Origin of the sequence: Actinomyces sp. oral taxon 849 str. F0330, from assembly GCF_000239715.1 — a bacterium.
GTDB classification, from domain to species: domain Bacteria; phylum Actinomycetota; class Actinomycetes; order Actinomycetales; family Actinomycetaceae; genus Actinomyces; species Actinomyces johnsonii.
In genome coordinates, this window is record NZ_JH470366.1 from 2,473 (window position 1) to 14,511 (window position 12,039).

General features: G+C 49.8%; 9 protein-coding genes and 1 pseudogene. 9 read left to right on the forward strand and 1 reads right to left on the reverse strand.

What is annotated here, in order from left to right:
- The first annotated feature begins 675 nt into the window (after nucleotides 1-675).
- The 9 genes from HMPREF0975_RS15175 to HMPREF0975_RS15205 all read left to right on the forward strand — a co-directional run bounded on the left by HMPREF0975_RS15175 (nucleotide 676) and on the right by HMPREF0975_RS15205 (nucleotide 10,728).
- The gene (locus tag HMPREF0975_RS15175; RefSeq protein WP_083840810.1) at nucleotides 676-1,848 is read left to right on the forward strand and encodes a sedoheptulose 7-phosphate cyclase; all 1,173 of its coding nucleotides are present in this window, start codon (nucleotides 676-678) and stop codon (nucleotides 1,846-1,848) included.
- A gap of 28 nt (nucleotides 1,849-1,876) precedes the next feature.
- Nucleotides 1,877-2,704, forward strand: coding sequence for a class I SAM-dependent methyltransferase (locus HMPREF0975_RS15180; protein WP_009234867.1), 828 nt, complete (start codon nucleotides 1,877-1,879; stop codon nucleotides 2,702-2,704).
- Between the two features lie 116 nt (nucleotides 2,705-2,820).
- A complete protein-coding gene (locus HMPREF0975_RS15185; protein WP_198009194.1) occupies nucleotides 2,821-3,441 on the forward strand; it encodes an FkbM family methyltransferase in 621 nt (206 codons plus the stop codon).
- On the forward strand, nucleotides 3,438-4,541 hold the full coding sequence (locus HMPREF0975_RS15190; protein ID WP_009234869.1) for an LLM class flavin-dependent oxidoreductase: 1,104 nt from the start codon (nucleotides 3,438-3,440) through the stop codon (nucleotides 4,539-4,541). The genes HMPREF0975_RS15185 and HMPREF0975_RS15190 overlap by 4 nt, the downstream gene beginning before the upstream one ends.
- Entirely contained in the window at nucleotides 4,516-5,706 is a 1,191-nt protein-coding gene (locus HMPREF0975_RS13965; protein ID WP_198009195.1) for a dTDP-4-dehydro-6-deoxyglucose aminotransferase, read from the forward strand. Before HMPREF0975_RS15190 ends, HMPREF0975_RS13965 begins: the two co-directional genes overlap by 26 nt.
- A gap of 48 nt (nucleotides 5,707-5,754) precedes the next feature.
- Nucleotides 5,755-7,197, forward strand: coding sequence for a dTDP-4-amino-4,6-dideoxy-D-glucose ammonia-lyase (desII, locus tag HMPREF0975_RS13970; protein WP_009234871.1), 1,443 nt, complete (start codon nucleotides 5,755-5,757; stop codon nucleotides 7,195-7,197).
- Nucleotides 7,198-7,321: 124 nt separating this feature from the next.
- Nucleotides 7,322-8,776: an aldehyde dehydrogenase family protein gene (locus tag HMPREF0975_RS15195; protein ID WP_009234872.1), complete on the forward strand. Its 1,455-nt coding sequence runs from the start codon at nucleotides 7,322-7,324 to the stop codon at nucleotides 8,774-8,776.
- On the forward strand, nucleotides 8,773-9,891 hold the full coding sequence (locus HMPREF0975_RS15200) for a LuxE/PaaK family acyltransferase (protein ID WP_009234873.1): 1,119 nt from the start codon (nucleotides 8,773-8,775) through the stop codon (nucleotides 9,889-9,891). The genes HMPREF0975_RS15195 and HMPREF0975_RS15200 overlap by 4 nt, the downstream gene beginning before the upstream one ends.
- 372 nt (nucleotides 9,892-10,263) lie before the next feature.
- A complete protein-coding gene (locus tag HMPREF0975_RS15205) occupies nucleotides 10,264-10,728 on the forward strand; it encodes an S-ribosylhomocysteine lyase (RefSeq protein WP_083840812.1) in 465 nt (154 codons plus the stop codon).
- A gap of 419 nt (nucleotides 10,729-11,147) precedes the next feature.
- On the opposite strand, the pseudogene HMPREF0975_RS15215 reads toward HMPREF0975_RS15205, so the two are convergent.
- Nucleotides 11,148-11,410: pseudogene (locus tag HMPREF0975_RS15215) on the reverse strand (transposase); the annotation flags it as partial.
- Nucleotides 11,411-12,039 lie beyond the last annotated feature (629 nt).

Below are 12,039 nucleotides of genomic sequence, written 5' to 3' on the forward strand. Positions count from 1 at the left end.
CGCGGTGGGCGGTGGTGATAGGCCTCGAAGAACCCGGGCTCTGTCTCGAGCTCATCGCTCGTCTCCAGCAGGTTTGGCGGCAGCGGCATGGACTCTTTGAAGTACTTGGAGTTCTGCCCGCCGCTGGCGGCCCACACCGCTGGAGGATCCTCAAGGTGTCGTATGAGTACCTGCGGGCTCTGGTCCTGGGCCCCGGTTTCCTGTGACTAAGTGAGCGCTTGGCTGCGGCCACCAGGCGTCGGCGCGCGCCCTCCTGGCTCCAGCCGGTGACTGTGCGATCTCATCGAGGAACTCCCCTTCTTCGAGCTTCGAGGCCTTCGCGTAAGCCCTGGCGTACCTGCCTGTGATCTCGGTCCTGGCCTGCACCAGGCACCTCCCATGCCCACCACGGTTCACGGACTTCGCGGACAGTTCTCAGCGAGGCACCGAGCCTCCTTCTCGGGCACCCTTCATGAGCTTCGTCGCAAGGTTGACATGGAAGTAATACTATAATACAATCAAACGCAAAGTTAGATATCATTCTAGTGCAGGTGAGGAGTTCTAATAATTTCTAATTGGCATCTAGAGAGATTGCTTTGAGCTCTATTTGAAGCAGCAACATTTACGTAGGAGATGTCTGTGGTATTTTAAAATTTCGATGTTCTTCGAATACCGTAGGTGCGTGGCAAGATTCGCATGAAATATGTTTCAAAAGTTCGCACCTTCTGGATTACATCCAATTCTGTTCAAGTGAAGCGTCGAGGAAAAATGACTTACAGTTGGCATGTGAAGGTTGACCAAGTAGGGTCGTTTGACATAGTCGAATCGGATCCACTGTTTTCTGACGGTGCATCGAAACTAGTTAGATATGGACGAGTCCCTGGCCGACGCTTGGTCTTTATGGATGAGGCTGTGTATAATGTTTGGGCAGAAGTCTTCAAAAAAAATTTGGCTGATCATCAAGTGGATGCGACTATTGTAAAGGTACCAGGAGGTGAAGCAGCCAAGTCAATGGATGTCGCGCTGAAGTTGGTGCGAGAAATGCGAGTATTTGGTCTTGATCGTCGCCATGATCCACTAATTGTGGTAGGCGGTGGTGCCGTGCTTGATGTGAGTGGTTTCTCTGCAAGCATGTATAGACGCGGTGTTCCGTATATCCGAGTGCCTACGACACTTTTAGCTTACGTCGATGCGTCGGTAGGAATTAAAACAGGCGTAAATTATGGGATAGAAAAGAATCTTCTTGGTTCCTTTTACCCACCAACGTCGGTGGTGCTAAGTCGAGCATTTTTCGATACTCTTCCAACGCGCGAATTTAGTAGTGGTCAAGGAGAAATACTGAAACTTGCCGTCGGTTGTGATGGCGAACTATTCGACATGCTCATTGATTACAGTGCTCGTACATTTCAAAACTTCGCTCTAGAGGACAAACTTGGTGGGCGTATTCTTAACCGTGCAGTGACCACGATGGTAGAAGAGCTGCAACCGAATTTATTTGAGCAGAACTTGTATCGTTCTGTGGATATGGGGCACACTTTTTCCCAGCCACTGGAAATGACTGCGGGGTTACGTCATGGTGAAGCGGTCAGTATGGACGTTCAACTTTCAGCTGTTATCTCTGCCGAAAGGGGGCTGTTAAAACACAGAGATCTTAATCAAATCATCACTACAGCGGCTGGGTTGGGCCTTCCAACACGACTTCCCGAAATAGAACCCGAACTGCTGTGGCGCTCGCAGCTCGAGCGAGTTGAACACCGCGGAGGTGCGCAACATACTCCCCTGCCAACAGGAATCGGTCGGTGTACTTTCGTTGATGATTTATGTCAAGAAGAGTTGTATGATGCAATTAATTATCTGAGACAAAATTGACCTAATAGTTAGGAGGTGTACACATCAAATGAGTATGATGATATTTGAAAAGCTCGTCGAATTGTATGAGCAAGAGGGCTTGGATGTCGCTGCAGGTCTCAATCCAACACTGGCCAATGACTTTTTCGCAGCACCCTATACTTGGTTAATACGGGACGGGGTAAGTGTAACTGACGCTCTTGGGATTTCACCAACCGAAATTTATCTGCTGGAAAGCCTAGCAAGAGTAAAAGTTGCACAAAAAGTATTTATTGTCGGTAATGGCTTCGGCTGGAGTTCGATTGCTATGGCACTGGCCAACCCTGATTCGCGCGTTGTTGCAATAGACTCTTGCTATGATGAGAATACTCTTGAGGGAATCGACGTTACTAATAGGATCGCTAGAAAAGCTGGGATCAACGTCACTGCTTTAAAAGCAACTTCACCAAATGATGTCGCAAATGTGATCGGTGAAACTTTGGGAAGCGTGGATCTTGCGTTTATCGACGGATTCCATGGCCAGAAACAAATTCTTAAAGACTATCGAGCATTAGCTCCATTTGTCGACAGACGCAACGGCCTCTTCTTATTTCATGACATTCTCTCCCTCAACTTGTCTCAAAGTTTCCAACAGATAGTTGGTGAATCTGGTTGGCAGGGCAAGATTCTACCTTCTACAACATCAGGAATGGCATTGTTAGTGCCGGAACTTACTCCCAATCTGAGCTCTGTCGCTCGGGCTTGGGGAGGAAAATCATCCGCATGGTCCGTAATTAGAGCGGCAGCAGCAGCGCAAGGTCAGAAGACTGGTGTTGACCAGCGTAAAGAGGTAATATCGTACGTTCGAAACATAGACGAGAGGCCGGAAAAGCAATGAGCATACCAGGCGATATAGTAACTGAAACGCTCTACGGTTCGTCATTTCAATACCGTAGCGGAACTACTGACGAGGTAGTGCTTGATCCTAAATACATACGCACTAGATTTGCTCCAATGGAAGACGCAATCCTCCCAAAAGATGGGGTAGTGCTTGATATCGGAGCCCACATCGGAGCCATTTCCTTGTTGGCTGCACGATATGTCCCTAGTGGGACAGTACACCTAGTTGAGCCCAGTCTGGAAAATTATATCCTTTTGAAACGAAACATCGCCAATGCCCAAGGAGGTGGTACACATTTTGTGTCTCACAAACTGGCGTTGGGCGCCATGAACGGTCGAGCTAGGTTATACCATGCGCCAGGAAGCGTTGGGCACAGTTTTTATGCGCTTAAGGACTGGGTTAACGAGCCATTCGAGCCTCGGCCCATGGAATTCGGCGATGCGATACCTTATGAAGAAGTGGAAGTGCGTACGCTGAAAAGTTTCTTATCTTATATCGGCGAAACGGAAATAGACTTCATGAAGATGAACATCGAAGGAGCTGAGTATGCTGTACTGTTAGAATCATCAGAAGATACACTGCGGGCTATCAAGTGCATGACCGTCGAACTACATCCCGAGGGTGAGGGGAAAGCACAGGAACTCATTGGGCGCTTGCACGACATAGGATTTACTACTTCATTCACGTCGACTAATACTCCATATGTAGAAGGATGGGTGACAGCAAAATTATGACCAACAACGGCATGACTTGGGGAATTCTATTAGCTACGGCACGGCCAGCTAACTTGACTGAAGCTGAGGTGTTTGACCACGTTTTGAGTTATGCGTTGGCGGCCGAGAGGTATGAGTATGATACTGCCTGGTTAATGGAGCATCATTTTACGGATTACGCCATTGCGCCCGACACGCTCACCATGGCAGGTTTTCTGTTGGGAGCAACTTCGCGTCTCCGGATCGGGACGGCCGTAACAGTTGCGCCTTTCATTCATCCTGTTCGGCTGGCGGAGAGTGTTGCATTGTTGGACCATTTAGGAAAGGGACGTTTCAATCTTGGTCTCGGGCGCGGGATTTGCAAGGAGGACTTCTCGGTTTTCGGTGTCGATCCTAACGATAGTCATAATTTGATGTACGAGGCAGCAGACATCATGCTTCGGGCATGGAAGGAAGATTCAATAAAGAACGAGGGGCTGTTCTCTTTCCCTGAAACACGGGTGTTACCAAAGCCTCGATCGTCAGAACTGACCGTCTATGCTGCGGCTGAGTCAGCAAGTTCTGTAGAATGGGCGGCCAACAACGGGTTCCCGTTACTGATGCAATTGATAACCGATTATCAAGAGCTGGCTGCAAGACTGGAGCTCTACAATAGCTGCGCCGAAGCAGCTGGATACGATCCGAATTCTATAGATCATACCATCGTCTGCCTCGGACATATTTCCGAAAGCAGAGAGCGGGCGAAGGCTGAAATATTTGGTTTTCTGGAATGGTGGAACGATGAGTCCTCTCGTATTGGTTTTGATGATAACGATCTTAAAAGACTGCCCGGCTATAGATATCATCTGAATAGAATTGAGCAATGGGTTCTAGAAGGAAAAGATACAGCCAGCTTTATTGACGAGTGGCTTGACTTAAATCCTGTCGGTTCACCTGAAGACTGTATTCGCCAGTTGAACAAAATAGTTACAGTTACAGGAGTTCGTCATGTCGCTTTAGGTCTGGAAGCGGCAGGTAATCCTAACGTCACTGAGCGTAACATTCGTAGATTTGCTCAGGAGGTGTTTCCGAACGTCCGGCAGTTGACGGAGGAGCGTGACGGAAGTGAAAAGACGTCCTGACGAGTTGGCGATACTTGGCGGTGATGCTTCTTTTTTGACTCCATTGTTGGTAGGCAGGCCTGCGCCTTTCGACCGAAGCAGGTTCTTTGAACGGCTTAATTGGGCGATGGATAACGAATGGCTGACTAACGGAGGACCTCTGAGTACTGAATTAGAAACTCGGATTGCAGACTTAGTAGGCGCTCGTTACTGCATAGCAACAGCTAACGGAACTCTTGCGCTACAAGTTCTCTCTCGTGCTGTTGGGATAACGGGAGAAGTGATCGTTCCTTCGTTCACGTTTGTTGCTAGTGCCCATGCTTTTCAATGGTTAGGGGTGAATCCCGTTTTTTGCGATGTGTGTCCTGGTACCGGATGCATCGACGTTGCTGCCGCCGCCGCTGCGATAACTGATCAGACATCTGCAATCATCGGTGTTCATTTATGGGGACAGTTATGTAATGTTGATGAACTGGCCTCTTTGGCTTACGAGCATGGTCTACACCTACTATTTGATGGTGCACACGCACTGGGCTGCACGACGGCTGATGGTTTGCCTGTGGGAACGCCCTGGGGAAAAGCAACGATTCTTTCATTCCACGCTACGAAGGTCGTTCACGGATTTGAAGGGGGGGCCGTAGTTACAAACGATTCGGAGTTGGCTACGAGGCTGCGCGGTTTACGTAATTTTGGAAATGGTATCATTGGCGGGCATATGTACGGTGGTACCAACGCAAAAATGAGTGAAGCGTCTGCGGCAGCTTGCCTTACTTCCTTGGAGTCGTTCGAAGAAACTGTGATTAAGAATCAGCATAATCATCAGCAGTATTTGAATGAGCTACGTGATCTTCCGGGAGTCAGAATTCTTGACTACGCCGCAGATACAAATAACAATTACAACTATGTGATTATGTTCGTCGATGAGGCAACCGCAGGTATAAGTCGTGACCTTCTGGTAAAAGTTCTGCTAGCAGAAGGAGTATTTACTAAGACTTATTTTGATCCGGCATGCCATCAAATGGAGCCATATTCACGACGACCTTGGAATCTTCCAGTCACTGAAAGGTTAGGTTCCCAGGTGGTTGCTTTGCCGACAGGAGGAAAAGTTAACTCGGAAGATATTCGGAGGGTTTGCAGTATCATTCGTCTTGCCGTGTTAAACGGCCACAAACTTACTCATGTGTAGTCATGAACGCAGTTCCGGCGCAAAGCAGAAAGCGAGTGTGAATTCATTGTGAGAACAGGAGAATCAAACTCTTATTTGACGGTGCGGCGCAGTGATCCTATAACGGCATCGGATGTATATCGAACTCTATTGGAGACCGGCAGGAAGGAAGATGCCGGAAAACTAGAAAGTCATAGTGAGCACTTAGTTAAGTTGTTGAATATCTATGGCAAGAAGCCGTTCACTCGATTGAGCGATGCACGTTCGCAGTTGGGTTTAGAACGTGGCGAATTTACATCAGTGCTTGAGATGGCTGCGTCGACACCAGTTCTTCGGCTGGCGGTAACCGATGATGTTGCGGGACGCTATTGGACCGACACTATTCTTCCGCTAGAGGCAAAGGGAGTGTTTGATGCTGTTTTGGAGAATAAGCCAACATATCCTTCAGTAGTAGGACTTTATCCTGGTCCGACATGTATGTTTAGGTGTCATTTTTGTATAAGAGTCACTGGCGCAAAATACGGCTCGGATAATTTAATGCCGGGAACTGGTAGTTTGATAGACATTATTGACGAAGCTCCGGTAGACGACCCTAATCGTTTCTATATTTCCGGAGGATTGGAACCCTTAACGAATCCCAATATTGGAAAACTTGCTACGCATGCTTCATTAAAGGGATTCAATATCATGCTTTATACTAATTTATTTGCTTTGACTGAGCAAACGTTAAAGCGCCAGCCTGGGATCTGGAATCTTGGTGCGATACGAACTTCGTTGTACGGCCTTAGCGATGAAGAATATCAACAGACTGTGGGGAAATCTCGCGCGTTTAGCAGAGTGCAGAATAATCTTGTCCAGATTCTGCGTATGCGTGACAAGGAGGAAAGTAATCTACGATTGGGGATTAGTTATCTGATCCTACCGGGTAGGGTTCGTCGACTCGATTCGTTATTATCTTTCTTGCGTGATATCCGTGATGCCTCGGGTGGAACTGGAATAGATTTTGTTAGTTTACGCCAAGATTATAGCAACCGTCCTGACGGCAAACTTAGGCATTCGGAGCGGCACGAGTTGATTGAGAGGCTGGGTGCTTTTGATGAAGTGGTTTCCGCTGAGTTTCCTTCGTTATATGTAGATTATGGCTACGCGCTTAGCAGTATGCTACTCGGACAAGATGCGCAATTGCCTCATATCGCAGTTAGTGAAATGCGACCAACGGCGCATCCTCAGGTTTCGGTGCAGGTTGATTTGTTAGGTGATGTGTATCTGTATAGGGAGGCGGGGTTTCCTGGATTGGAAGGGGCAAAACGATACGTATGTGGCCGAGTTGGGAAGGATACCGGATTGGGGAAGGTGGTAGAAACTTTCGTTCGAGAGCGTCATGAAATTCAGCCCAGGGACGGTGATCAGTACTTTCTTGACGGATTCGATCAAGTCGTAACTGCAAGACTCAACCAATTGTCTGATGACTTAGCTGATGGCTGGGGTGAGTACCGTGGTTTTCTGCGGTAACTTGGACTTCTGTGTGATCACGCGTGAAGAATGCTCACCAGGCAAAAAATAGTGATTGTCGATGACGATATAGGCCGTTGTTTTTATCGCCTATGACGGTACAATTGATTTAGTTAGGGCTCTCATGGAGAATGTTTCTGGAAATATCCACCGGGTACCTGCCGTGTTGGCTGGAGCTCGTGTCTGCGGTCAACAGGAGGACGTTGCTGAGTTCGTTAGTCGGACAGGCGCTCGGTTTTCAATTCCTTGTCTGCGAGCGAAGGACCTACATAGTATTTTAGAGCAGGATAGGGCGGCTATTGCCAATTTACCTCTGCAGGAGATTCTGGCGTTTTTAAACCGCGTGGGTAAGCAGTGGCGTAGCACAGAATATCCGCGACGTCGCCTTTATGTACGGCAGATGTGTACGGTTCTAGGTTATTCAAAAGAAGCTGCCGAAGCTGAGGCTGATAGAATTGCTATTCTTTTGAATTCGCACGTGCGTATGCACGATATGATCGAGGCTGAGCTGGGTAGCCGCTTTATAATGGATGACTGGGTTGTGCGGGAAGATTGCATGGTTCGGGCATTGCCGAGAGGATTGATTGTTCATATTTTGCCTGGTAACGTTCCGTTATCGGGCGCCATTTCGATGGTGCGTAGCATAATCACTAAAAATTTGTCTGTTCTTAAGGTTTCATCCAGCGATCCATTCACGGCGGTTGCGATGGCGCTTAGTTTTGCTGACGTGGATCAGGAGCATCCAGTAACACGTGCGATGAATGTTACTTACTGGAATCATGACCAACAGGTAGGACGGGATGTTGTGCACGCTGCCGATGCAGTTGTAGTTTGGGGTGGTGGGGAGGCTCTTCGCTTTGCTCGTGCTAATGCACATGAGGAAGCTTCGGTGACTTGTTTTGGTCCTAAACATAGCCTGGCATTAGTTGATACTAGTGCTGGAGTCGGTGACGCAGCTCGAGGCCTTGCGCACGATGTCACTATCTACGACCAACAGGCTTGTTTTTCTATGCGAAGAGTGTTTGTTCGTGGACCACTAGATCCGTTTCTTGAGCAGCTTCGTTTTGAATTGGACAGACATTCCCGGCTTTTTCCTTCTGGACAATTAACTGCTGATCGGGCTGCGCAGATCCAATTGGGCCTTCGGCTGGACGAGTTCCTTGGTTCTGAGGTTGAGATTGGCGCTAATCGAGAGTGGGCTTTAGCAGTTGGGCCACCGTCAGCGATGCCGGTGGAACATCCGCTTGGGCGAGTTCTATATGTTCATCAGGTGGAGTCATTTTCGGAGATGTACTCATTTATCGACTCGTCAGTACAGACCATTGCTTGCTCGCCATGGTCTGTGGTCGAAGAGCAACGCGACGAGTTGGCAAGACGGGGCGTGTCACGATTGGTTGAACTAGGATTGGCACATCTATTCCGGATTGGAGGCACTCACGATGGCGTTAACCCCCTGCAAGGCATGGTGCGCATGATTAGTGCCGAAGCATCTGCAGATGTTTTTGGCAAGGGTATGGTGCTTCGATTAGATGAATCTAAAATGCTAGAGGCGGGCACTTTGAAGGAGTTTGTTTTATGAAAATTCAAATGAACCCTGTTGGTAGTTCAGGAGATATGCAGTTAGATCAAGTTCTGTCTGCGGATGCTTGGTCGTTAGATGACGATGCCAGCCTGCGTATGGAGTTTATACGACGATCGTTGGTACACCACATTGAGAAGTGCTTGCCATATCGTGAGTTCGCTGAACGTTGTGGTTTTAGGCCTCGCGATTTAAGGGCGCCTGAGGATATGATTAATGTACCGCAGTTTCCCGCAATGGCGTTTAAGACTGTCCGCACGCTCATGAGTTGTAGTCCAGAAGCAGTTGCTAAAAGGTGTACGAGTAGCGGTACTATGGGCCGTATTAGTGAGGTTATGCGTGATCAGCTTACGATCGATCGAATGCTGAGTTCGATACGTTGGGGAACCGAACTGCTTGGACATTGGAATGACGATGATGTGGCTGTTCTAAACTTGGGGCCTAACCAAGAGGAGGCTGGTGATTTGTGGTTTGCATACGTCTCAACTCTGTTGGAGACGTTTTATTCAACATCCCATATGGTAAGGAATGGGCGATTTAATGTCCATCAGGTGGGGGATGTTTTGAATGATTTGGAGGAACGTTACCCGGTAGTTCTTTTACTTGGGCCACCTCCACTGGTACTTTCGGTGTTACGTTCACTTGACGGAGAGCGGTCAGAGCCCAGGGATTCTACGTTTGTCATTACTGCTGGTGGATGGAAACGTAGTACTGGTGAGATGGTGGATCGTTCTGATTTCGACAGTTTAGCGTGTAGTGCTTTGAATCTTGCACACAATCGTCAGGTTCGTGATGTATTTAACCAGGTCGAACTTAACACGGTGTTGGTCGAATGCGCGCACCATTATAAACATGTCCCACCGTGGTTGGAGGTGATTGTTCGTGACCCTTATACGCTCGATCCTGTCACTGGAGATAAGGAAGGTTTGCTGTCGTATCTCGATCCTACTGCGTACAGTTATCCATGCTTTTTTATTGGAGAGGATTTTGGGCGATTGGATACGGTAGAATGCGATTGCGGACGTGTAGGTCGGCGGCTTTTCGTTACAAGGAGGGTTAAACGTGACGAAGATTGGGGGTGCGCTCGTAAGATGGATCGAGATTACGGGGGTTGATTATAGGAGCGTCGGTGAATGCGATAGTTTGGTTGGAGGAGATTTTTCCCGTCGGAGAAAAGATGTACGTCGAAGCTGTTTCTAATATTTACTGGTGCGATATTGGAGAATCTGGATTTAAGATTAAAGCTAAGGGTAATGCGTCTGGTGATGTTGTAAATTGGGTTGAAGTGGTATGCTATGGTGTTCATGCGTTTCGTCGTTGGTGTCGCGAAAGTACGACACTGCGTAGTAAGCGGTTTGAGGAGGGCGCTAGTTGGATCGATCATTTTTTGATGAAAAGCTCGACGCCATCCTGTAGCTTGAACTTATTCTATGCATGTAGAATCTGAATCTGAATGTTAATTGCATTTTAAGAAAGGAGTTATTTCTATGCCTGACATTGATCATCGTGTTATGGTGCCACCATTTCTGAGGGTAGCGGAGCAGCGTACTGCGGTTTCGGGGGCTGTTGTTTATCAGTGGGATTTTCGTATCGCTCAGCCTAATGTGTCGGTTTTGTCGTTACCTGTCATTCATTCTCTCGAACATTTTCTTGGATCATGGTTGCGGCTACGCAATGAATTTGTGGTCACGGTAGCGCCTATGGGTTGTCAGACAGGTTTTTATATCACTGCTATTGACATTGGTTGTTTCGATGAGATGGCGGAACTGGTTGCGGGCGTGTTAGTCGATGTTATTAAAGCTTCCGCGGTTCCGCTTGCAGATCCGACTGCTTGTGGTCAAGCGGATTGCCATTCCCTCGTGGGCGCTCAACGGGTAGCGGAATGGTTATTGGCACGGCGCGCTGAATGGAAATTGACCACCTTAGAGGTCGAATCATTTGGTTGTCCTTGATCTGGAGCGCGTGGTGTTTCTTGAACCGGGGAGTTGAGTGGAGCTGGCACAGGGGAGGCGGCGAAGTTGGTGGGTAAGGGCGGTTGAGCGTTGACAGGGGGTGCCCCTATGTGGTGTGTCAAGCGGCGGTGGGTAGTTTCGTGGCTTGTAGAAGGTGCCGTTTCGGATCATGGCGTGCAGGGTCAGGCTGCGGCAGCCGGCCAGCACCTCTGTCACGGCCAGGGACAGGACCGTGGGCAAGTCGTAGCGCACACCCCGCCGGTCCCTGGGATCGGCCACGTTCCTTAAGAATCTGGACCAGGGGCTGGCGCGACAGGGCGGTCGTGGTGGAAGATGACATCGGCGGCGTGGCCTCGCTGGTGACGGGATTGAGGGCTCTTCGTGTTTGAGGGTGTGGTAGGTGGGGCTTATCGGCTGGTTTAGGTGGTTGTTGTCAGGTGGTCTTTGAGGCGTCCGGTGTGGATGAGGCTGCGGATGGTGTAGTGGGTGAGGTTGCGCAAGTCCCAGGGCGATGCCGCGTAGGTGCTCCAGGCGTCCGTTGATGGCCTGGCGTGGGGGCGTTGGAGGTGCGGGGGTGGTCGAAGTAGGCCAGGACGTCCTGGCTGCGGCTGATCAGGGTCCTGGCCAGTGTCTGGATCTCCTCGAGCCCGTCTGGGATGGTCTGTTTCAGGGAGTCGATGAGCTGTTGCATCAGGCCTGACTCGTGACACTTTGGTGGGGTCTGGGTTTTGAGGTGGGTTTTTCGTTGGTATTCCGTGGTGTTGGGGGTGTGCTGGCACACTAAGGGGCCGGTAGGGTGGGGGTGGTGAGCCCGTTTCTGCGTAAGGTCAAGACAGCCTCTGGGGCGACGGCGGTGCAGATCGCGGTCAAGGAAGGAGCCTGTTCAATGGTTTGTGTAAGCCCTTGTGGAAGGACTGACACTGATGACTGCTACTGATGATGACAACAGGGCTTCTGCTGGTGGTCGGGATGTGGTCGGCCAGCTGCGCTCGGCTGGGGCTCTGGATGGCTTGTTTGAGCAGAGCTGGTGCCGGGCAGGTGAGCATGACCGGGACTGATGGTCTGCTGCCGGCACTGCACCAAGGGAGGCCTTGGAGAGGGGCCTGGCCGCTTGGCTTGAGCGAGCACCTGGGTTACGACAGGGGCGAGCCAACCTCCCAGGCTCGTGGTAACGCCAGAAACGGAACCACGTCCAAGACGGTGGACTCGTCAGGATGGGGCCCTTCGAGATCGGGGTGCCCCGGGACCGGGCCGGGACCTTCACCCCGCGCCCGGGTAGCGCCAAGGGCCAGCGCCGTCTGGACGGCCTCG

What these genes read in the sequence shown, in the direction of transcription:
- HMPREF0975_RS15175 (WP_083840810.1), top strand. Translation starts at nt 676, where the DNA reads ATGAAATATGTTTCAAAAGTTCGCACCTTCTGGATTACATCCAATTCT.
- HMPREF0975_RS15180 (WP_009234867.1), top strand. Translation starts at nt 1,877, where the DNA reads ATGAGTATGATGATATTTGAAAAGCTCGTCGAATTGTATGAGCAAGAG.
- HMPREF0975_RS15185 (WP_198009194.1), top strand. Translation starts at nt 2,821, where the DNA reads ATGGAAGACGCAATCCTCCCAAAAGATGGGGTAGTGCTTGATATCGGA.
- HMPREF0975_RS15190 (WP_009234869.1), top strand. Translation starts at nt 3,438, where the DNA reads ATGACCAACAACGGCATGACTTGGGGAATTCTATTAGCTACGGCACGG.
- HMPREF0975_RS15195 (WP_009234872.1), top strand. Translation starts at nt 7,322, where the DNA reads ATGGAGAATGTTTCTGGAAATATCCACCGGGTACCTGCCGTGTTGGCT.
- HMPREF0975_RS15200 (WP_009234873.1), top strand. Translation starts at nt 8,773, where the DNA reads ATGAAAATTCAAATGAACCCTGTTGGTAGTTCAGGAGATATGCAGTTA.
- HMPREF0975_RS15205 (WP_083840812.1), top strand. Translation starts at nt 10,264, where the DNA reads ATGCCTGACATTGATCATCGTGTTATGGTGCCACCATTTCTGAGGGTA.